Origin of the sequence: Amycolatopsis sp. Hca4, from assembly GCF_013364075.1 — a bacterium.
Taxonomy (GTDB): domain Bacteria; phylum Actinomycetota; class Actinomycetes; order Mycobacteriales; family Pseudonocardiaceae; genus Amycolatopsis.
On the sequence record NZ_CP054925.1, the window covers coordinates 2,603,581 to 2,622,395 of the forward strand.

23 protein-coding genes are annotated in these 18,815 nt (G+C 74.0%); 10 read left to right on the forward strand and 13 right to left on the reverse strand.

What is annotated here, in order from left to right; translation table 11 throughout:
- Position 1 precedes the first annotated feature (1 nt).
- Genes HUT10_RS11115 through HUT10_RS11125 form a run of 3 tightly spaced genes read left to right on the forward strand, consistent with a single transcriptional unit; the run spans position 2 to position 2,858 of the window.
- Positions 2-1,429, forward strand: coding sequence for a benzaldehyde dehydrogenase (locus HUT10_RS11115; protein ID WP_217709589.1), 1,428 nt, complete (start codon positions 2-4; stop codon positions 1,427-1,429).
- 11 nt (positions 1,430-1,440) lie between these two features.
- On the forward strand, positions 1,441-2,655 hold the full coding sequence (locus tag HUT10_RS11120; RefSeq protein WP_176171113.1) for an aromatic acid/H+ symport family MFS transporter: 1,215 nt from the start codon (positions 1,441-1,443) through the stop codon (positions 2,653-2,655).
- Positions 2,656-2,687: 32 nt separating this feature from the next.
- Positions 2,688-2,858, forward strand: a complete 171-nt coding sequence (locus HUT10_RS11125) for a hypothetical protein (protein ID WP_176171114.1) — start codon at positions 2,688-2,690, stop codon at positions 2,856-2,858.
- Here the strand turns inward: HUT10_RS11125 and HUT10_RS11130 are convergent.
- From HUT10_RS11130 to HUT10_RS11140, 3 genes are all read right to left on the reverse strand, one after another.
- Positions 2,855-3,028, reverse strand: a complete 174-nt coding sequence (locus HUT10_RS11130; RefSeq protein ID WP_176171115.1) for a hypothetical protein — start codon at positions 3,026-3,028, stop codon at positions 2,855-2,857. The genes HUT10_RS11125 and HUT10_RS11130 overlap by 4 nt on opposite strands.
- A 21-nt stretch (positions 3,029-3,049) precedes the next feature.
- Complete coding sequence (locus HUT10_RS11135; RefSeq protein ID WP_176171116.1) at positions 3,050-3,283, reverse strand: DUF6480 family protein; 234 nt, start codon at positions 3,281-3,283, stop codon at positions 3,050-3,052.
- Positions 3,284-3,345: 62 nt separating this feature from the next.
- Positions 3,346-3,942 (reverse strand): HSP18 transcriptional regulator, encoded by a 597-nt coding sequence (locus HUT10_RS11140; protein ID WP_176171117.1) that lies wholly within the window; start codon positions 3,940-3,942, stop codon positions 3,346-3,348.
- A gap of 107 nt (positions 3,943-4,049) precedes the next feature.
- On the opposite strand from HUT10_RS11140, the gene HUT10_RS11145 reads away from it, so the two are divergent.
- Positions 4,050-4,487: an Hsp20/alpha crystallin family protein gene (locus HUT10_RS11145; RefSeq protein ID WP_176171118.1), complete on the forward strand. Its 438-nt coding sequence runs from the start codon at positions 4,050-4,052 to the stop codon at positions 4,485-4,487.
- A gap of 45 nt (positions 4,488-4,532) precedes the next feature.
- Here the strand turns inward: HUT10_RS11145 and HUT10_RS11150 are convergent, their stop codons facing one another.
- A complete protein-coding gene (locus HUT10_RS11150; RefSeq protein ID WP_254896826.1) occupies positions 4,533-4,979 on the reverse strand; it encodes a nitroreductase family deazaflavin-dependent oxidoreductase in 447 nt (148 codons plus the stop codon).
- A 301-nt stretch (positions 4,980-5,280) separates the two neighbouring features.
- Between HUT10_RS11150 and HUT10_RS11155 the strand changes: the two genes are divergently transcribed.
- Both HUT10_RS11155 and HUT10_RS11160 read left to right on the forward strand, forming a co-directional pair.
- Complete coding sequence (locus tag HUT10_RS11155) at positions 5,281-6,579, forward strand: amidase family protein (protein ID WP_176171119.1); 1,299 nt, start codon at positions 5,281-5,283, stop codon at positions 6,577-6,579.
- Positions 6,563-7,372 carry a MerR family transcriptional regulator gene (locus HUT10_RS11160; RefSeq protein WP_176171120.1) on the forward strand — a complete coding sequence of 270 codons (810 nt, stop codon included), beginning with the start codon at positions 6,563-6,565 and terminating at the stop codon, positions 7,370-7,372. The genes HUT10_RS11155 and HUT10_RS11160 overlap by 17 nt, the downstream gene beginning before the upstream one ends.
- On the opposite strand, the gene HUT10_RS11165 is transcribed toward HUT10_RS11160, so the two are convergent.
- Entirely contained in the window at positions 7,365-7,727 is a 363-nt protein-coding gene (locus HUT10_RS11165) for a metalloregulator ArsR/SmtB family transcription factor (RefSeq protein ID WP_176171121.1), read from the reverse strand. The genes HUT10_RS11160 and HUT10_RS11165 overlap by 8 nt on opposite strands.
- 53 nt (positions 7,728-7,780) lie before the next feature.
- Between HUT10_RS11165 and HUT10_RS11170 the strand changes: the two genes are divergently transcribed.
- Entirely contained in the window at positions 7,781-8,761 is a 981-nt protein-coding gene (locus HUT10_RS11170; protein WP_176171122.1) for a cation diffusion facilitator family transporter, read from the forward strand.
- Here HUT10_RS11170 and HUT10_RS11175 read toward each other — a convergent pair.
- On the reverse strand, positions 8,758-9,951 hold the full coding sequence (locus HUT10_RS11175) for an MFS transporter (protein ID WP_176171123.1): 1,194 nt from the start codon (positions 9,949-9,951) through the stop codon (positions 8,758-8,760). The two genes, HUT10_RS11170 and HUT10_RS11175, sit on opposite strands and share 4 nt — an antisense overlap.
- Positions 9,948-10,727 (reverse strand): DeoR/GlpR family DNA-binding transcription regulator, encoded by a 780-nt coding sequence (locus HUT10_RS11180; RefSeq protein WP_176171124.1) that lies wholly within the window; start codon positions 10,725-10,727, stop codon positions 9,948-9,950. The genes HUT10_RS11175 and HUT10_RS11180 overlap by 4 nt, the downstream gene beginning before the upstream one ends.
- A 123-nt stretch (positions 10,728-10,850) precedes the next feature.
- Between HUT10_RS11180 and HUT10_RS11185 the strand changes: the two genes are divergently transcribed.
- Positions 10,851-11,438 carry a TetR/AcrR family transcriptional regulator gene (locus HUT10_RS11185; protein ID WP_176171125.1) on the forward strand — a complete coding sequence of 196 codons (588 nt, stop codon included), beginning with the start codon at positions 10,851-10,853 and terminating at the stop codon, positions 11,436-11,438.
- Here the strand turns inward: HUT10_RS11185 and HUT10_RS11190 are convergent.
- Both HUT10_RS11190 and HUT10_RS11195 read right to left on the reverse strand, forming a co-directional pair.
- Positions 11,435-12,535, reverse strand: coding sequence for a Gfo/Idh/MocA family protein (locus HUT10_RS11190; RefSeq protein ID WP_176171126.1), 1,101 nt, complete (start codon positions 12,533-12,535; stop codon positions 11,435-11,437). The two genes, HUT10_RS11185 and HUT10_RS11190, sit on opposite strands and share 4 nt — an antisense overlap.
- Positions 12,532-13,266, reverse strand: coding sequence for a sugar phosphate isomerase/epimerase (locus HUT10_RS11195; protein WP_176171127.1), 735 nt, complete (start codon positions 13,264-13,266; stop codon positions 12,532-12,534). The genes HUT10_RS11190 and HUT10_RS11195 overlap by 4 nt, the downstream gene beginning before the upstream one ends.
- A gap of 220 nt (positions 13,267-13,486) precedes the next feature.
- On the opposite strand from HUT10_RS11195, the gene HUT10_RS11200 reads away from it, so the two are divergent.
- A complete protein-coding gene (locus HUT10_RS11200) occupies positions 13,487-13,681 on the forward strand; it encodes a hypothetical protein (protein WP_176171128.1) in 195 nt (64 codons plus the stop codon).
- 86 nt (positions 13,682-13,767) lie between these two features.
- Positions 13,768-14,622, forward strand: a complete 855-nt coding sequence (locus HUT10_RS11205; RefSeq protein WP_176171129.1) for an SAM-dependent methyltransferase — start codon at positions 13,768-13,770, stop codon at positions 14,620-14,622.
- A gap of 4 nt (positions 14,623-14,626) precedes the next feature.
- Here HUT10_RS11205 and HUT10_RS11210 read toward each other — a convergent pair whose 3' ends face one another.
- Genes HUT10_RS11210 through HUT10_RS11225 form a run of 4 tightly spaced genes read right to left on the reverse strand, consistent with a single transcriptional unit; the run spans position 14,627 to position 18,815 of the window.
- On the reverse strand, positions 14,627-14,980 hold the full coding sequence (locus HUT10_RS11210) for a CU044_2847 family protein (protein WP_176171130.1): 354 nt from the start codon (positions 14,978-14,980) through the stop codon (positions 14,627-14,629).
- Between the two features lie 30 nt (positions 14,981-15,010).
- On the reverse strand, positions 15,011-16,300 hold the full coding sequence (locus HUT10_RS11215; protein WP_176171131.1) for an ABC transporter substrate-binding protein: 1,290 nt from the start codon (positions 16,298-16,300) through the stop codon (positions 15,011-15,013).
- On the reverse strand, positions 16,297-17,412 hold the full coding sequence (locus tag HUT10_RS11220; RefSeq protein WP_176171132.1) for a hypothetical protein: 1,116 nt from the start codon (positions 17,410-17,412) through the stop codon (positions 16,297-16,299). Before HUT10_RS11220 ends, HUT10_RS11215 begins: the two co-directional genes overlap by 4 nt.
- A complete protein-coding gene (locus HUT10_RS11225; RefSeq protein ID WP_176171133.1) occupies positions 17,409-18,815 on the reverse strand; it encodes a VWA domain-containing protein in 1,407 nt (468 codons plus the stop codon). Before HUT10_RS11225 ends, HUT10_RS11220 begins: the two co-directional genes overlap by 4 nt.

Below are 18,815 nucleotides of genomic sequence, written 5' to 3' on the forward strand. Positions count from 1 at the left end.
CATGACCTTGCTGGAGAACGAATTCCGCGACGGCAGCGGCGGGACGCACCCGGTCGTCGAGCCGGCCACCGGGAACGTGCTGGGCAGCGTGGGCATCGCGACACCGGGCGACGTCGCGGAAGCCGCCGCGGCCGCCGCGAAGGCGCAGCGGGACTGGGCCCGGCGCAAGCCCGCCGAACGCGCCGCCGTGCTGCGCCGCGCCGGCGAGCTGTGGGAGAAGCACGCCGCCGAAGTGCAGGACTGGATCGTCCGTGAAGCCGGTTCGACGCGGCCCAAGGCCGGCATCGAGACCGAGATGGCGGCCGGGATCTGCTTCGAGGCCGCGGCCCTGCCCACCCACCCGCTCGGCGAGGTGCTCAGCACCGGTGAACCCCGCTGGTCGCTGGCGCGGCGGGGGCCGGCCGGCGTGGTTTCGGTGATCTCGCCGTTCAACTTCCCGCTGATCCTGGCCATCCGCTCGGTCGCCCCCGCGCTCGCGCTGGGCAACGCCGTCCTGCTCAAGCCCGACCTGCGCACGGCGGTGTGCGGCGGGGTGAGCATCCTGCGCGTCTTCGAAGAGGCCGGGCTGCCCGAGGGCCTGCTGCACCTGCTGCCCGGCGACGCGGCCGTGGGCGCCGCGGTGGTCGACGCGCCCGAGGTGGCGGTGGTGTCGTTCACCGGCTCGACCGCGGCCGGGCGGAAGGTCGGCGAAGCCGCCGCGCGCTCGCTCAAGCGCGTGCACCTGGAGCTGGGCGGCAACAACGCGCTCGTCGTGCTGCCGGGCGCCGACGTCGCGAAGGCGGCCTCCGCCGGCGCGTTCGGCTCGTTCCTGCACCAGGGCCAGATCTGCATGACCACGGGCCGCCACCTGGTGCACGAGTCCCAAGTGGACGAGTACGTCGAGGCGCTCGCCGAGAAGGCGCGCCGGCTGCCGGTCGGGAACCCGGCCGATGGCGACGTCGCGCTCGGCCCGATCATCGACGACCGCCAGCTCGCGCACGTCACCGACATCGTCGACCGGAGCGTGGCGGCGGGCGCGCGGGTGCTCGCCGGCGGCAAGCCGGACGCGCCGTACTACCCGCCGACCGTCCTCTTCGGACTCGACGACGCGAGCCCGGCTTGGCGCGAGGAGATCTTCGGCCCGGTCGCGCCGGTGCGCGCCTACCGCGACCTCGACGACGCCGCGCGGCTGGTCAACGACTCCGAGTACGGGCTGTCGGTCGGCATCCTCGGCGACGTCGGCACCGCGATGCAGCTGGCCGACGAGGTCCGCTCGGGCAAGGTGCACATCAACGAGCAGACCGTCGGCGACGAGCCGACCGCGCCCTTCGGCGGCGTCGGCGACTCCGGCAACGGCTCCCGCTTCGGCGGCGCGAAGGCCAACATCGAGGCCTTCACCGAGACGCAGTGGCTCACCGTCCGCGCGGACATCGCGAACTACCCGTTCTGAGGAGGACGACGATGACAACGACGTCTCGTGGCACCTGGACGGCGGTCCTCTGCTGGCTGACCGTCCTGCTCGAGGGGTACGACCTGGTCGCGCTCGGCGCCACCATCCCGACCCTGCTCAAGAGCGGCTACCTCGGCTTCACCGCGGCCGGCGCGACCGCGGTCGCCACGGTGTCGCTGATCGGCGTGGCCGTCGGCGCCGCCTGCCTCGGCCCGCTCACCGACCGGTTCGGCCGCCGCGTGCTGCTGATCGGCTCGGTCCTGCTGTTTTCGCTGTTCACCCTGCTGACGCCGCTCGCGCCGAACGTCGCCACGTTCGGCGTCTTCCGGTTCGTGGCCGGGCTCGGCCTCGGCGCGTGCATGCCGGTGGCGCTCACCGTGATGTCGGAGAACCTGCCGGCCCGGCGGCGCGCCAGCGCGAGCACGTTCACCATGACCGGCTACCACGTCGGCGCGGTGCTGACGTCGGTGCTGGCGCTGTCGGCCAAGGAGGACTGGCACCTGCTGTTCTACGGCGGCGGCGTCATCGGCCTGCTGGCCGTGCCGCTGATGTGGTGGAAGCTGCCGGAGTCCGCGGCCTACCTCGCCGCGCGCGAGACGTCCGAGCGCGTCGGGCTCAAGGACCTGCTGGGCACCCGGTTCCGGCGGATCAGCATCGCCGTCTGGACCGGTTCGTTCATGGGCCTGCTGCTGGTCTACGGGCTCAACACCTGGCTGCCGCAGCTGATGCGCACGGCGGGCTACCCGATCTCGACGTCGATCACGCTGCTGCTGGTGCTCAACATCGGCGCGGTGCTCGGGCTGGTGCTGGCCGGGACGATCGCCGACCGGTTCGGCATCCGCCCGATCGCGCGGATCTGGTTCGGTGCCGGGGCGGTCCTGCTGGCGGCGCTGAGCCTGAAGATCGGCAACGCGCTCGTGCTCAACGCGGTCGTGCTGCTGACCGGCGTGTTCGTGTTCTCCGCGCAGGTGCTCATCTACGGCTATGTGGCGCAGGCGTTCCCGGCGTCGGCCCGCGGCACCGCGCTCGGGCTGACGTCGGCGGTCGGCAGGCTGGGTTCGATCCTCGGCCCGTTCGTCACCGGGGCGCTGGTGACGGCCGGGATCGCCTATCCGTGGGGTTTCTGGTTCTTCGCCGTCGTGGCCGCGCTGGGCCTGGTCGCGGTGCTGCTGCTGCGCGGCGGGACACCGGCCGAGGAGCGGTTGACACCGGTGTCCGCCGGGTAGCCGCGAAGGACCGGCCACCCCGAGGAGGAACGATGTCGCAGCCGCACGACGAAACCGGCGAAGTGGACTCCAGCGGGAATCCCGTCGAAGAGCCGCCTCGCCGCGATGAGCCCGACGGGCCCGACGGGCCGCTGGAAGACGAAGACGCGAAGGCGCGGCCGGGTCACCCGGCCACGCAGGAGAACTTCCGCGGGAACGCCTAGACCGTGTCCTCCGGACGGCGGCGCCCCAGCGTCGCCTCCGGGTGCTCGGTGCGGCGGTCGGAGTCGCGCAGGACCTCGCGGGCCTGGGCCTCGGGGTCCTCGCTCTCGACGGCCTGTTCCTCGGGCAGCAGTTCGGCGCGGGTTTCGATCCGGTCCGGGGTCTCGTCCATGCTTCGCGGGTACCCGATCCGTCACACCCGCAACCAGCCGACGGCCAGCGAGAGCACCAACCCCGCCACCATCAGCACGAGCACGCCGGTGAGCACCAGCCACAGCACCGGCATCGCCTTGGAGGGCATCGGCTGCGGGTGCGACAGGCCCGACGTCTGCGCGGAGTCCGGCGGCGTGCTGCCCGGGGGCACGCCGCCGCCGGGTTCCAGGTCCGGGGTCCGGCGGGGATCCGGGTCCGGGGGTTCGGCGGTCATGGCGGCACCGTCCTTCCGTCGCTTCCGCGGCGGGTGCCCGGCACGCGGCCGGGCAAACACCCTCAGCTCCGGGCGCGGCGGACGGCGGCGTCGCGGCGCAGCCGGTCGGTGTGCGCCGAGATCTCGCCGAGCTGCTCGGCCAGTGCGCCGGTCACGTGCGGACGTGCGGCGTCCAGCGGCGGGAGGAGCGTCGCCGGGTCGTCGTCCCCGAGGGCCGCGCCGAGGCGGTCGGCGCTCTCCTGGGCCGCGGGCCCGAGCCCGTCGAGGGCGCTGACCCGGCCGGCCAGCTGGCGCAGGATCGCGGAGTTGCGGCGGGCCCAGTCGGCGACGGCCCGGTCGCCCGCGCGCCGGTCGCGTTCGGCGTCCACGCGCGCCTCGCCGGTCTTCTCGCCGGTGTGCGACGGCTGCAGCCGCAGGTACCGCCGTTCCGCGGCCTGGCGGCTGGCGACGCCGAGCGCGGGCGCGAGCGCCACCCAGCTGACGCCCGCGGCCCTGGCCGCGGTGATCAGCTCCGGCTCCCAGCCCGCCAGCTCCTCCCGCAGCTGCCGCAGCCCGGACAACGCGGCCAGCACCCGGTCCTGGTCCGCGGCCCCGGCCCGGGTGGCCGCGACCACCTCCTGGATCCCGCGCAGCGCCCCGGCGGGGTCGATTCCGTCCATTGCGTCATCCTTTCGACGACCCACCTGTTGTCATCGTTTCGACGACATGCTAGAACAGAGGTGCGTGTTGACACCAGAACTGTCCGAGTCCAGGAGGTGGAACCCCGATGTTGATGCGCACTGACCCGTTCCGCGACTTCGACCGCTTCACCCAGCAGGTCTTCGGCGCCGGCACGTGGTCGAAGCCGGCTGCGATGCCGATGGACGCCTACCGCGAGGGCGACGAGTTCGTGGTGTGCTTCGACCTGCCCGGCGTCGACCCCGGCGCCGTCGAGCTGGACGTCGAGCGCAACGTCCTCACGGTCAAGGCCGAGCGACGGCCCCTGCCGACCGGCGACAACGTCCGGATGCACGTCTCGGAGCGGCAGCTCGGCGTGTTCTCCCGCCAGCTGTTCCTCGGCGACACGCTGGACACCGACCGCATCACCGCCGGCTACGAGGCCGGCGTGCTGACCATCCGCATCCCGGTCGCGGAGAAGGCGAAGCCGCGCCGCATCGAGATCGACAACACCCGCGGCGGCGACCGCAAGCAGCTGAACGCCTGATTTCCCGGTCGAAGCGGGGCCGGGCGCGTGCCCGGCCCCGCCGGCTCAAAGCCGTTCGACGCGGAACACCGCGATCCGCTCCGCCGCGGCCGCCACACCGTCCGGCGTCGGCGCGTCCGCCAGGCCGGTCGTCACGAATCTCTTGCCCACACTCGCCGGGCTCGTCTCGACGAGCCGGCGCAGCATGGGCCGCCGCTCTTCCACCGGCAGCTCGACCAGCCGCGCGGCCGACGAGCGGCGGCCACGGGTGAGCGTGACCTCGCCCGCCGCCCGGACGTTCGCCACCCAGGCCGCCTTCGGGTAGGCCTGGAAGATGTAGCTCGCGCCGTCGAGGGGCAGGACCGCCACGGGGGACGTGCGCGGGACGCCGGTCCGCCGGCCCGGCACGGTGAGCAGCTGCATCGGCCCGAAGGCGACGCCGAGCCGCTGCAGCCCCACGACGATCTTGTTGCCGGCGTTGACCATCCGGCGGTAGCTCTGCGCTGTTGTCATGCCTCGACCGTACACGAAATCATACGAAACTCGTATGATCTGAGTTTCGTAACTACTTGCGCTCGGGTCCGGGCTCCGATTCCGGCGGCAGCGGATCCGGCACGGGCACTCCGCCTGGCTCCGGGACCAGGGGCTCCGGTGGCGGGTCGGTGTCCGGGACCACCGGTTCGGGCGGTAACGGGGGTGCGGTCGACATGGGTCTTCCCTCTGCCGCTGCGCCGCCCGCGGTTCGGGCGGCGATCACGTCCGGGTTACCCGCCGCCGTTGACTCTGACACCGTGTCAGGCGCTATCCGGTACCCATGACGCCTTTCCGCACCGCGACCGACGTGGCCGCTCGCATCCGCCGCGGCGAGCTCTCGGCCCGTGAACTGACCGAGGAGCTCTTCGCCCGCATCGACGCCTCCCCCGTCAACGCCGTCATCGCGACCTGCCGCGACGCCGCCCTCGAGGCCGCCGCGGAAGCCGACCGGGCCGTGGCGCGCGGCGACGGCGTCGGGCCGCTGCACGGCGTCCCGATGACGGTCAAGGACGCCTTCGCCGTGCGGGGCCTGCCCACGACGTGGGGCGAGCCGGCGTTCGCGGACTGCGTCGCGGACGAGGACGCGGCGGTCGTGGCGCGGCTGCGCGCGGCGGGCGCCGTCATCGTGGGCAAGTCGAACGTCCACCACCTGCTCGCGGACTTCGGCCGGACCGAAAACCCGCTCCACGGGCGGACGCTCAACCCGCGCGACCACACCCGGACGCCGGGCGGCTCGAGCGGCGGCGCCGCGGCCGCGCTCGCCGACGGCCTGACGTACCTCGAATACGGCTCCGACCTGGCCGGATCGATCCGGATCCCGGCCGCGCACTGCGGTGTCCACGGCCTCAAGCCGACGCCGGGAACCGTGCCACTGCGCGGGTTCCAGCCGCCCGGACCCCCGGCCACCCTCGCCCGGGAATTCCCTTCGGCGGCCGGCCCGCTGGCCCGCTCGGCGGCCGACCTCCGGCTCGCCCTGCGCGTCACCGGGGGCCCGCTGCGGCCCGCGCGGCACTCCCGGCTCGCGGACTTCCGCGTCGGCGTCGTGCTCGACGACCCGGCCTGCCCGGTGACCGGCGAGGTCGGCGAAGCCCTGTCGGACGCCGTCGACGCGTTGGCCCGCGCCGGGGTGCGGGTCCGCGAGGGCTGGCCGCCGGACGTCGACCCGGCGGCCCAGGCGGAAGCGTTCGGCTTCCAGGTGGAGCTGTTCTTCGCCGGCCAGGAGGGACGCGAGCCGGCCGGGACCGCCGAGCAGGAACGGCGGCGGGCGGCCTCGGCCGCCGCATGGGGCCGGTACCTGACCGGCGTCGACGTCTTCCTCTGCCCGACGGTGTTCACCACGGCGCTGCCCCACGACAGCCGGGACCGCTACGACGACCAGGTGTTCTGGATCGCGCAGGCGTCGCTGCCCGGGTTGCCGGCGCTCAGCGCCCCGCTCGGCGGGACGCGGCCGGCCGGGCTGCAGGTGGTCGGGCCCGCGCACGAGGACGACACCGCGATCACGTTCGCGGAGCTCGCCGAAGACGTCATCGGCGGGTTCGTCCCGCCTGGGGCAGGATCGGGCCGTGTTCTCGATCGGTGACTTCGCCCGCCACGGCCGGGTGTCGGTCCGGATGCTGCGCCACTACGACGCGCTCGGGCTGCTGCGCCCGGCGCGCGTCGACCCCGCGACCGGCTACCGCAGCTACACGGCGGCCCAGCTCGCGCGGCTGAACCGGATCGTCGCGCTGAGGGACCTCGGGTTCACGCTGGAGCAGGTGGCCACGCTGCTGGCGGAGGAGGTCCCGGTCGAGCAGGTGCGCGGCATGCTGGCCCTGCGCCGCGCGGAGCTGGAGGCCGCACTGGCCGACGGCGCGGCCCGGCTGGCCCGGGTCGAAGCCCGGCTGCGGACGATCGAGCAGGACGGACGGCCACCCGCGCACGACATCGTCGTGAAGGAGCTGCCCGCCGTGCGCGTGGTGGAGCTGACCGGCATCGCGGCGGGGTTCGCGCCCGAGGCGATCGGCCCGGTCGTCCACCCGCTGTGCGCGGAGCTCGGCCGCCGCCTCCCCGACGCGGACGTCACCCCCACCGGACGGCTGACCTGCTACTACGAGCAGCGCGCGGAGGACGAGGTGGTGGTGCACGCCGCAGTCCCGGCGTCGCCCGGCGACGGCGACCTCAACGGGCTGGAGGTGGCGGACTTGCCGGCCACCCGCGCGGCCACCCTGGTCCACCCCGGCCCGATCGACGGAATCCTGCCGAGCTGGCAGGCGGTGGTGCGCTGGCTCGACGACCACGGCCACCGGTCGGCCGGGCCGCAGCGGGAGGTGTACCTGGACTGCCCGGAGGACCCGGCGGGCTGGGTGACGGAACTGCAGGAGCCGATCAGCTAGACCGCGGGTGGTGGGCGTGCTCGCCCTGCTGGATGTCGCGGTCCACGTGGTCCGCGTGGTGCAGCGCCTGGGCCAGCAGGCCGCGGACGTGGTCGTCCGCCGCCGAGTAGTACACGAACGTGCCCTCGCGGCGGCCCTTCACCAAGCCCGCCAGGCGCAGCTTCGCCAGGTGCTGGCTGACCGCCGTCGGGGCCGCGCCCGCCAGTTCCGCCAAGCAGGCCACCGAGGATTCGCCCTGCAGCAGGGCCCAGAGCACCTTGATCCGGGTGGGATCGGCCAGCAGGCGGAACGACTCCGCGGCCAGGTGGACCTGCTCTTCGGTCGGCATGTCGAACTCCGGCAGCGACGCGTGCATGGCGTTACCTTACTACTTGCGTATCTGCGTGCCTGCGCAGATAGACTGGTCTCATGGCGGGACACGGACACGGGCATCGCCACGCGAAGTGGCGGCCGCACACCCACGACAGCGCCGACCGCGTCGACCACGCCCTCGAAACCAGCCGGCGCGGCCTGCGCGCGCTCGGGTGGTCCTTCGCCGCGCTGGCGGTCACCGCCGTCGCGCAGCTGGTGCTCGTGCTGGTCACCGGGTCCGTGGCGCTGCTGGGCGACACCATCCACAACTTCGCCGACGCGCTGACCGCCGTCCCGCTCGGGGTGGCCTTCCTGCTCGGCAGGCGGGCCGCGACCCGCCGGTACACCTACGGGCTGGGGCGCGCCGAGGACCTCGCCGGCGTGGTCGTCGTGCTCGTCGTCGCGGCTTCGGCGGCGGTGGCCGGGTACGAATCGGTCGTGCGGCTGCTCGACCCGCACCCGGTCACGCACCCGTGGGTGGTCGCCGTGGCCGGGGTGATCGGCTTCGCCGGCAACGAACTCGTCGCGCGGTACCGGATCGAGGTCGGCCGCGAGATCGGCTCGGCCGCGCTGGTCGCCGACGGCGTGCACGCCCGCACGGACGGCTTCACGTCACTGGCGGTCGTCGCCGGTGCGGCCGGCGTCTTCTTCGGCTTCCCGGCGGCCGACCCGATCGTCGGGCTCGGCATCACCGTCGCGATCCTGTTCGTCCTGCGCGACACGGCGAAAGAGGTCTTCCGACGGCTGCTGGACGCGGTGGACCCGGCGTCGGTCGAGCTGGCCGAGCGGACGGCCCGTGACGTCGACGGGGTGCTCGGCGCCCGCGACCTCCGGATGCGCTGGATCGGGCACCACCTGCGCGCCGAGCTGGCCGTGACCGTGGCGGCGGAGCTGACCGTCGAGGCCGCGCACGCGCTGGCGCACGAGGTGGAACACCGGCTGGTGCACACGATCCCGCGGCTGACCGCGGTGGTCGTGCACACCGAGCCGGCCACCGGGGCGGAGCGGGCGCACGAGACCGTCGCCCACCACCGCTAGCACCCGACGGGCTGCTCCACCGGTTCCGGCTTCGGGCTCAGCACCCGGGCGAACACCGCCGCGAGCACGCACAGCACCACCGGCACCGCGAAGGTCACGTTCAGCGGCATCCACCGGGTCAGCCCGCCGATCAGCGCCGGACCCGCCAGCAGCCCGACGTAACCGAGACCGACCACCCGGGCCATCAACGCCCCCGACGCGCGCGTGTCCAGGTTGCCCGCCGCGGTGAACAGCTGGGGGACGCCGCCCGACAGGCCGAGGCCGAACAGCGCCCAGCCCACCAGGGACACCGGGACCCACGGTGCCGCCGCGGCCGTCGTCAGGCCCACCGCCGCCAGGATCGCTCCGTAACGGACGATCGCCGCCGGGCCGGCCCAGGCCGCGACGCGGTCGGTCAGGAAGCGGCCGGTCGTCATCGCCACCGCGAACGCGCCGTACGCCAGCGCCGCGGTGGACGCCGAAGTGCCGAGCACCTTCTCCATGTGCAGCGCGGCCCAGTCGTTCGCGACGCCCTCCGACAGCATCAGCGCGAGCGCCAGCAGGCCGAGCAGCCAGACCGTGCGGCCAGGGGGCCGCCGCGAGACGGCGGGCTCGGACGTGGACGGCTCGTCCGGAGCAGGCGCGGCGGACGGCTCCATCAGGAACCGCGCCGACAGCAGGGAAAGCAGCACGCACAGCAGGCCCGTGCCGGTGAGGGTGACGCCGGTGGGCACGCCCGCGCCGAGCGTCGCCGCGCCGATGACCGCGGCGATCGCGCCGCCGATCGACCACATCGCGTGGAACGCCGCCATGATCGGGCGCGGGTAGGCCCGCTCCACCACCACCGCGTGCGCGTTCATCCCGACGTCGATCGCGCCGTTGCCCAAGCCGAAGAAGGCCAGCGCCAGGCCCAGCGCCCACCACGAGTTCGCGAACCCGGGCCCGCACACCGCGAGCCCGAGCAGGACCCCGGCGGCCGGCACGAGCCGCCGGTGCCCGAGCCGGTCGACGAGCGGGCCCGCCACCTGCATGCCGACGAACGCGGCGCCGCCGAGCACGAGCAGCAGCGCGCCCAGCGTGCTGTGCGAGATGCCGGTCGCGCGCTCGACGTTCGGGATGTGCACCACCCACATGCCCATCGCGAACCCGTTGAGGCCGAAGAACATGAAGGTCGCGAACCGGGCGGCGCGCGGGCGGGGCGGGGCGGTCATCGGCTCTCCAGTGCGGGGACGGCGACGTGCACGAGCACGCCGCGCTCGGTCAGCGCGGCGCGCTGGTCTTCGGGGGCGCCGGGGTCGGTGATCACCACGTCGGCGCGGTCGGCGGGACAGACGCAGGCGAGTGCGGGCCTGCCCCACTTGGCGCCGTCGGCGAGCACGATCGCCCGCGCCGCGACGTCGAGGGCGGTCCGCTTGACCTCGGCGTCGTCCAGGTCGAAGGCGGTGAGCCCGGAGTCGGCACCGATCCCGCAGGGGCTGAGCACGGCGACGTCGAACCGCAGGGCCCGCAGCGACGCCAGCGTCAGCGGGCCGGCCAGGGCCTGCTCCCCCGGCCGCGCTTCGCCACCCGGCAGCAGCAGCCGGACTCCGGGCGCCTCGGCCAGTTCGCGGGCCGCGTGCAGGGACAGCGGCATCACGGTGACCGGACGCCCGCGCAGCAGCCGCGCGAGCTCCAGCGCCGTCGTACCGCTGTCGAGGACGACCGTCTCGCCGTCGCGGATCAGCTCGGCGGCCGCCGCGGCGATGGCCCGCTTCGCCGCGATCCCGGCCGTCGCGCGGGCCGCGAACGGCGCTTCGACCCCGGTCGGCGACGCCGGGACCGCACCACCGTGCACCCGGCGGAGCACGCCACGGGCCGCCAGGAGGTCGAGGTCGCGGCGGACCGTCATCTCGGACGCGCCGGTCGCTTCGGCCAGCTCGGCGACGCCCACCTGATCGGCGTCGCGCAGCCGCTCCACGATCACCCGCTGCCGCTCTGCGCTCTTCACGCCGCGATGCTCGCAATTCTCGCGCGTTCGCACAACCGGTTTGTTCATTCGCTCACCCGACTTGTGCGAGCGAGCGCTGCGGCATGATGGTCGGATGCACGCCGCCGAGACCACTGCGACCCCGTGACCGGGGGCTACCTGAAGGGCCGGATCCGCCGCGAGGACATCATCACCGCGGCGGCCGCGGCCTACGGCGAACTCGGCTACCACGGCTCGTCGCTGCGCGAGATCGCCAAGCGCGTCGGGATCTCCCACGCCGGCCTCCTCTACTACTTCCCCACCAAGGAAGCCCTGCTCGCCGCCGTGCTCGAACGCCGGGACGCCGACGACTCCGAGCGCGAGCAGCTGACCGTGCCGCCCGGCCTCGAAGTCCTCCGCCACTTCGTCGCGCTCGCCGAGCACAACGTCCGCCACCCCGGGATCGTCGACCTCTACTCGCGGCTGGCCGCCGAAGCGGTCGCCCCGGACCACCCGGCGCACGAGTACTTCGTGCGCCACTACCGGGCCGCGCGCGCCGGCGTGCACGAGTCGTTCGCCGCCCTCGCCGCCCGCGGCGAGCTGCGCGAAGGTGTCGAGCCGACGATGGCCGCGCTGACGTTCATCGCGCTGATGGACGGCCTGCAGGTGCAGTGGCTGACCGTCCCCGGCGACGTCGACCTGATCGGTTCGCTGCGCTTCTACCTGCAGAACCTGCTCACCGTCCCGCTCTAGAGGGTCTTCGCGTACGGGTCCCAGCCCGCGGGCAGCAGCGGCGGGACGTCGGTGGTGCTCGCGACCTCCACGCTCTGCCCGCGCGTCATGGATTCCTCGATGGCCAGCATCGCGTCGAGCACGTGGTAGGCCAGCTCGCCGGACGCGCGTTCCGGCACGCCGGCCCGGATGGCCCGCGCCAGTTCCAGCACCCCGGTGCCGCGCGAGGCCGGATGCCCCTGTGCGGCCAGCTCTTCCGGTTCGTCCCGGTCGAGCAGGTGCAGCCGGGTCGGCTCGTCGAAGCGGTTGGGGTCCGGCAGCACGGCGGTGCCGAGCGTGCCGGTCAGTTCGGCCAGCGCGGGCCGCGCGAGCGCCGAGTCGAAACTCAGCACGAGCTGCGCGGAAGCGCTTGCGAACTCGACGAGCGCGGTGACCGTCGTCGTCACCGACACCGGGAACTCCGTGCCCGCCCGCGGCCCGGAGCCGACGACCCGGGTGTCGCGCGCCCGCCCGCCGGCCCCGGTGACGCGCCGGATCGGGCCGAGCAGGTGGACCAGCGCGGTCAGGTAGTACGGACCCATGTCGAGCAGCGGCCCGCCGCCGGGCTGGTAGTAGAACTCCGGCGCCGGGTGCCAGCGTTCCGGGCCCGGCACCTGGAACAGCGCCAGCGCGGTCAGGGGACGGCCGATCCGGCCCGCGTCGACGGCCCGCCGCGCGGTCTGCAGCGCGGCGCCGAGCACGGTGTCGGGCGCGCTCGCCAGGCGCAGGTTCTTCTCCCGGGCGCGGTCGAGCAGCTTGCGGCCGGTCTGGCGGTCCAGGGCGAGCGGCTTCTCGGTCCACACGTGCTTGCCCGCTTCCAGGGCGGCCAGCCCGACTTCGACGTGCGCGGCCGGGACCGTCAGGTTCACGACGAGCTCGACGTCCGGGTCGGCCAGCAGCTCGGCGACCGTGCCCGAGTGCGCCACGCCGTACTCGGCCGCCCGCGCCGCCGCGCGCTCACCGTCGAGGTCGGCGACCCGCACCACCCGGACGTCCGGGAACGCGGTCAGGTTCTGCAGGTAGGTGCCGCTGATGACGCCGGTGCCGATGATGCCGACGCCGACCGGCCCGCCGGTCATCGGTCCGCGCCGGTCAGGAAGGCGTGGCTGGCGGCGAGGGCCTCGAAGAGGTCGCCGTCGAACGCGTCGAACTCGACCACGCGCAGCGCGTCCGGCGCGGCGGCGAGCACTTCGGCGACCGGCACCCGGCCCTGGCCGGCCGGGACCTGGCCGGTGGCGTCGGTGGCGAGCCCGCCGTCCTTGACGTGGACGGCCCGCACCCGGTCGCCGAGCCGCCGCAGCAGCGCGGGCGCGTCCTCGCCGCCCGCGGTGGCCCAGTAGGTGTCGACCTCCAGCGCGACTTCGGGGTCGAGCTGGTCGGCGAACACCTCCAGCGCGCTGCGGCCGTCGATCCGGGACTGCAGTTCCCACCAGTGGTTGTGGTAGCCGGCGCGGACGCCGTGCTCGGCCGCGAGCTTGGCGGCCGCGTTGAGCGCCTCCGCCGTGGCCGCGATGTCGGCCGGGTCCTGCCACCGCTCGGCCGGCACGTACGGGTCGATCACCAGCCCGATGCCCAGCTCGGCCGCGGCGGCGAAGACCGCTCCCTGGTCGGCACCGAGCAGCTGCGCGTGCGCGGTCGGGGCGGTCAGGCCGTTGGCGGGCAGGCCGGCACGCAGCGCCTCGGCGTTCTCGAGGACGCCGTACGGCTCGACCTGCGTGAAGCCGATCGCGGCCAGCCGCCGCAGGGTGTCGGCGGGATCGGCCGCGAAGGCGTCGCGGACCGAATACAGCTGCACGGAAGGCACGCTCATCACCGGCTCCTCCACTTCCCCGTGGCGGCCGTCCGCCGCGGCTCCCCCAATTTCTACCACCTGGTCAAAATTGTCACCAAGGGCTTTTCCGGAAGGTCAACCGGACGGCCGCAGGCCACCGGCGTGCCACGGCTCACGCCGGACGGGGTTTTGGCAAGCACCCGATGGGGCAGTAACGCGGTGAGCAGGGGGCCGAAGCCGATCCGGGAGGTGCCGGCAAGTGGACAGGGCAGGGGACGAAAGGGACACCGCAGCCGCCGTCGGGCGTGCGGGATCCCGTCGCGACCTGACGGATCTGTCCGAGGCCGCGCGCGACCTCGACCGGCGGATCGACCAGCACCTCGAGCGGCTGCGCCGCGAACGCGACCTGGGCGCCGGCGACATCCCGGACCAGCGGCTCCGCCCGAGCGGCTGACGGGCCACCTCGGGTTCACCCCGCGGACCCGAGCTACTACGCTGGGTGGCCCACAGTCTCGTTCGCCGAAGTCCTGCGAGGTCGTCATGTCCGACACCCCGTCCGCGCTGTCCCCGAGCCAGACGCCGGTGGGGGTCGACCCCACCCGGCCGAGCATCGCGCGGATCTACGACGGGTTCCTCGGCGGCAACAACTTCTACGAAGTCGACCGCGTGGTGATGGAGAAGATCCGCACGGCGGTCCCGGAAGCGGTCGACATCGCCCGCGGCAACCGCGGGTTCCACAACCGCGCGCTGCGGATGCTGGCGAACCAGACGAAGATCAGCCAGTACCTCGACTGCGGCTCCGGGCTGCCGACGGCCGAGAACACCCACCAGATCGTGCAGCGCATCGACAAGGACAACACCGTCGTCTACGTCGACAACGACCCGGTGGTCCTGGCGCACGGCCGCGCGCTGCTCGTCGAGAACGACTTCACGCACATGGTCGAGGCGGACATCTTCAAGCCGCAGGACGTCCTGGGGAACCCCGAAGTGGTGACGCACGTCGACTTCACCGAGCCGGTCGCGCTGCTGCAGGTCGGCACCATGCACCACTACGAGGGCGACGGCGTCTTCGACATCATGCGCGAGTACATCGACGCGCTGCCGTCCGGCTCCTACGTGGTGCTCTCGCACTTCTTCGACCCCGAGGTGCCGGAGCTGACCGCGATCGCCAAGCGCATCGAGCAGATCCTGGTCTCCGGCCCGCTCGGCGCCGGCCGGTTCCGCACCCGCGCCGAGATCGAGGCCATGATGGACGGCCTCGAAATCGTCCAGCCGAACGCGACCTCGGAACCCGGCATGGCCGTCTGCGACGAGTGGTGGCCGGACGGGCCCCGGCTGACGCCGCTCAGCGACTCGGCCCGGTGCGTCGCCGGGATCGTCGGCTACAAGCCGTAAAACCTCACCCTTCGGGCTCTTCGGCCGCTTCCTCGGCCGGGGCAGCACCACCGTCGCGCAGCCACTTGAGCTTGACCTCGAACTGACCCTGCAGGCCGGTCCGCGCGATCACCGCGCCGGCCTGGGCGTCGAGCTTGACGCCGAACTTGAGCTCGACCTCGTCCGGGCCCAGGTCGCGGAACTGCGCCAGCGCGGCGGACGCGGCCGCGCGGACCTCGCTCAGTGCGTGCTCGAAGGTCGTGGTTGCCTTGCGGAGCACCCCCGACGGCACCGACGCCTGTTCCAGGCCCGGTTCCCCTTCGACCTCGACGACCACCGAGCCGCCGTCGGCCAGCGGGAACCGCACGAACTCCTGCACCGGATCTCCTTCTCTGCCAAGGTTTCGCCGTCAGCACGGCAGGTCGAGCCACTGCTCCCGGCCGATCCCCCGGCGCACCTGCTCCAGCTGCCCGAGGAGGGTGGGCAGCCGGCCGGGACGCGCCAGGTACTCCAGCACCGCCTGGTAGAACGCGCTGGTCATCGCCGACGGCATCAGGTCGGATGCGTCGAAGCACAGGTCGGTGCCGCCGGCGAGGGTCGTCGCGATCCGCCGGGTCACGTCACTGCGGTAGACGTCCTGTCCGACCAGGCGCTGGTGCACCGAGAACGTAGTCCCGCCGGACGGCCAGACCCGCTGGCCCTCCTCCCCGGCCAGGTAGACCATGAGCCGGCGCGCCGCCGGGGTGTCGCGGAACATCCCCGCGAGGTCGGCCGAGACCTCGGACGGCCCGGTGTCGCCCGCGCCGGGGAACGGGAAGAACCGGAAGTCCCGGTCGGGCACCGGCGGCTCGCCCGGCCGCCGGAGCGCGGTGTACCCGCCGATCGCGAACGAGCCGAGGTGCTCCATGGCGCATCCCGGCGGGTCGGCGAACATGGCGCGGCCGGCGTCGGCGAAGGACGTGAGCAGCGCCGCCGTGGTCCCGCCGCGGACCGCGCCCGGCGCCAGGACCAGCGTGCCCCAGCTCTGCCACGCGTCGACCATCGCCGGGTCGGTCCAGGCCAGCCTGCCTGCCGTCCAGTCGCTGTAGACCCGCGGCCCGGCGCGGTGCAGCAGGATGTCCTCCAGCCAGTCCGTGCCCGGGAAGCCGGAGTTCGGCGGGGCACCCATGCCGAGGCACCACGGCCGCTGCCCGGCCGCGGTGAGCCGCTGCGAAGCCGCCACCAGCTGGTCCCAGGTGGACGGTACCGGCCCGGGGAACGACTTCGGCGTGTACCAGACGATGCTCTTCAGGTCGGCCTTCACCGCGACCGCGTACCCGGTTTTGCCGCCGAGCTGCTGCAGTTTCCGCCACGACGGGCTGTAGGCCGTGGCGGCCTCCGCGCCGAGGACGGCGTCCAGCGGCTTGAGGTCGCCGGAACGCGCGTAGCCCGCGAGTTCGGCCGGGTTCGACAGCACCGCCACGTCGGGCGGGGTGCCCTGCTGCAGGTCACCGCGCAGCACCTGGTTCTGCGCGCGGGTGCCCTGGTAGCGCACGGGAATCCCGGTGGCCCGGGTGAACCCGTCGAGGACCTGCTGGAACGCCGTCTGCTCGTCGCCGGTCCACGGCCCCAGCACCGTCACCGCCTCCGTGCCGCTCCCGGCGGAGCACCCGGACAGCAGGAGGACGACGGCCAGCACGAGGGCGGCGCCGCGGTTCACGGCTGCCTCCTCGCGCGGAACCGGTACTCGTCGAGCCGGGGCTGCAGGCCGCCCACCGCCAGGACGCCGATCCCGGCGGCCAGCACGGGAATCCCGTAGCCGAGCACCCCGGTCCAGTCCGGTTCGGTGAGGCCGGGCCCGAGCAGCGCGGCTTCGTCGACCTCGGCGGGCGGCTCCACCGGGGCACCGGGCGGCGTGGTCGCCGCGGCGGCGAACGCGGCCACGGTGTCGCCGCACGCGGCCGCTCCGCCCGGCCCGCACTGGGCGGTCAGCACCCTGGCGAGCGCCGACCGGGCTCCGGCGGCGGCCGCCGCGGTGGCGGTGGACTGCGCGTCGACGGTCCGCTCCAGCGCGGCCCCGCTGTCCCGCGCGTCCGACTGGATGCCGAGCAGCAGCGCGGTTCCCGCACCGAGCAGCACGCCGGCCGCGGTGGCGGCCAGCAGCGCGGTGTTGACCGTCCGCCGGAACCTCCGGGCGAGGAACCGCTGCGTCCAGGCCAAGGTGCCGAGCAGGAGGACCAGCGGCAGCGCCCAGAGCAGGGTGATCGCCGGGTCCAGCCAGTCGGCGTCCAGCTGGTCGTCGAGCGCGGCCCGCTGGGCGGCTTCGAGTGCGTCGAGCCGGGCCAGGATGCCGTTCTCGGGCGCGGTCAGCAGGTCCGACGCCGACAGCAGGTTGCTCGCGGCGAGCGCGCGGCCGTCGTCCTCCCGGAAGTGGGCGTCGGCCTGGCCGATGACGCTGTTGTAGGCCGGCAGCAGTCCTTCGATCAGCTGGAGCGTCCGGCTGCCCGGTTCGCCGGCCGCGTTGTGCTCGGCGACCTGGGCGAGCTGCTGGCTGGCCAGGGCGATCCGGTCTTCGTACTGCTCGCTCGGGCCGGTGAGCTGCACCTGCTCGCGTTCGAAGGCGGCCATCGCGGCGCTGTGCGCGGCCACGATCGCGCCCTTGGCCAGCGACACCTCGAGCACCGCGGGTGCGGTCCGCTCGCGCACCTCGGCGATGCTGGCCCGCACGCCGAGGAAGGTCGCCAGCGCCGTGCCCAGCACCAGCACGCTGCCCGCCACCAGCGCGAGCCGCAGCCACCAGAGGGTCTGCCGGGTGGTGCTGATCGCGGTCACGACGGCGCTCCCGCCTCGAACGGTTCGCCGCAGTGCCCGCACCGCTTCGCCGTCGGCCGCGCCTTGTGTCCACAATGGACGCACTCCCGCGGCGCGCCGTCGGCCACCGGTGGGGCGGCGGCGGGTACCGGCGCACCGGTGTAGGCGGAGATGGTCGAGCCGAGCACGAGGGAGAAGCCGTCCCGCGGGCGCACGCCGTCCTTGATCGCGACCGTCCCGTCGTCGGCCACGTCGATCAGCCGGCCAAGGCGCTTGAGGACCTCCGCGTTGCCCAGCTCGGTCGCCAGCCGGACCGCGGTCCCCCACTCGCCCGCCGCCGTCACCCGGTCGTCGCGCTCGAACGCGTCCCAGCCCGCCCGGACCGCGCGTCCCAGCTCGGCCTGCCCGGTGACGCGGGCGACGTTGTCGTCCGGCACGCTCGACAGCGCGAGGTCTTCGGTCAGGTAGCCCACGACGGCCAGCTGCTCGCCGACCGGCTCGCCGGCGACCAGGGTGACGGTGCCCAGCAACCGGTCCTCGTACCGCGTGAGCTCCCCCGGTTCGACGTCGAGGCAGAGGTGGTACTCGCGCAGCTCGTCGCCCCACGCGCCAGTGGGCAGCTCGATCGCGCTCCCCTCGGTGTGGCACTGGGCCGTCAGTTCGACCTCGGTCGGGAAGACCTGCTTGACGAACCGCAGCCGGCTGTAGGGCATGGTGGTCAGCCGCAGCCGCAGGTCCGGCACCGTCCGGCCCATCGCCCGCTCGACCAGGCGCCGGAAGTCCCCCGCCAGCTCGGCGTCCTCCAGGACGGCGTCCGCGCTGCCGCGCAGCACCGACGCGATCCGCTGCAGGTCCCGCGGTTCCCAGTCGTCGCCGATTCCCCTGGCGTCACAGGCGAATTCGCCCCGGCAGCGCTCGAGCGCCGCCTCCAGGGCCCCCGCGCGGTCGGATTCGTTCTTGCCGTCGGTGAGCAGCACGGCGTGCCGGATGGCGGCCGGCGTCTTCCGGAACACGTCCAGGGCCAGGTCCAGCCACGTGCTCATCGCCGTGCCGCCGCCGGCGATCAGCTCGGCGGCCGCGGCCTTCGCCTCGTGCCGGGTCCGCTCGCCTGCCACCGCCAGCGGCGGCTCCGACGGGTAGACGAGCCGGGCGCGCCCGGTGCACTCGACCACCCCGAACCAGACGCCGTCGCGCAGCGAGCCGATGGCCGCCCGGCAGGCGTGCCGCGCGGCCTCGATCTTCGTCGGCGGCCAGTCCATCGAGCTGGAGCAGTCGACGAGCAGCAGCTCGGCGGTCGGCGGCGGCCCGGCCGCGGGCACGCCGGCGTCGCCCACCCGCACGGTGAGCACGACGTCCATCCGGTCGTCGCTCGGGGCCAGGTACTTGTTCTGGCTCAGCTGGAGGGTGAACGACGGGTCGGGCAT

Bases quoted from the DNA above. Each gene is read 5' to 3' on its own strand.
- HUT10_RS11115 (WP_217709589.1), top strand. From the start codon at position 2: ATGACCTTGCTGGAGAACGAATTCCGCGACGGCAGCGGCGGGACGCAC.
- HUT10_RS11120 (WP_176171113.1), top strand. From the start codon at position 1,441: ATGACAACGACGTCTCGTGGCACCTGGACGGCGGTCCTCTGCTGGCTG.
- HUT10_RS11125 (WP_176171114.1), top strand. From the start codon at position 2,688: ATGTCGCAGCCGCACGACGAAACCGGCGAAGTGGACTCCAGCGGGAAT.
- HUT10_RS11130 (WP_176171115.1), bottom strand. From the start codon at position 3,028: ATGGACGAGACCCCGGACCGGATCGAAACCCGCGCCGAACTGCTGCCC.
- HUT10_RS11135 (WP_176171116.1), bottom strand. From the start codon at position 3,283: ATGACCGCCGAACCCCCGGACCCGGATCCCCGCCGGACCCCGGACCTG.
- HUT10_RS11140 (WP_176171117.1), bottom strand. From the start codon at position 3,942: ATGGACGGAATCGACCCCGCCGGGGCGCTGCGCGGGATCCAGGAGGTG.
- HUT10_RS11145 (WP_176171118.1), top strand. From the start codon at position 4,050: ATGTTGATGCGCACTGACCCGTTCCGCGACTTCGACCGCTTCACCCAG.
- HUT10_RS11150 (WP_254896826.1), bottom strand. From the start codon at position 4,979: ATGACAACAGCGCAGAGCTACCGCCGGATGGTCAACGCCGGCAACAAG.
- HUT10_RS11155 (WP_176171119.1), top strand. From the start codon at position 5,281: ATGACGCCTTTCCGCACCGCGACCGACGTGGCCGCTCGCATCCGCCGC.
- HUT10_RS11165 (WP_176171121.1), bottom strand. From the start codon at position 7,727: ATGCACGCGTCGCTGCCGGAGTTCGACATGCCGACCGAAGAGCAGGTC.
- HUT10_RS11170 (WP_176171122.1), top strand. From the start codon at position 7,781: ATGGCGGGACACGGACACGGGCATCGCCACGCGAAGTGGCGGCCGCAC.
- HUT10_RS11175 (WP_176171123.1), bottom strand. From the start codon at position 9,951: ATGACCGCCCCGCCCCGCCCGCGCGCCGCCCGGTTCGCGACCTTCATG.
- HUT10_RS11190 (WP_176171126.1), bottom strand. From the start codon at position 12,535: ATGACCGGCGGGCCGGTCGGCGTCGGCATCATCGGCACCGGCGTCATC.
- HUT10_RS11195 (WP_176171127.1), bottom strand. From the start codon at position 13,266: ATGAGCGTGCCTTCCGTGCAGCTGTATTCGGTCCGCGACGCCTTCGCG.
- HUT10_RS11205 (WP_176171129.1), top strand. From the start codon at position 13,768: ATGTCCGACACCCCGTCCGCGCTGTCCCCGAGCCAGACGCCGGTGGGG.
- HUT10_RS11225 (WP_176171133.1), bottom strand. From the start codon at position 18,815: ATGCCCGACCCGTCGTTCACCCTCCAGCTGAGCCAGAACAAGTACCTG.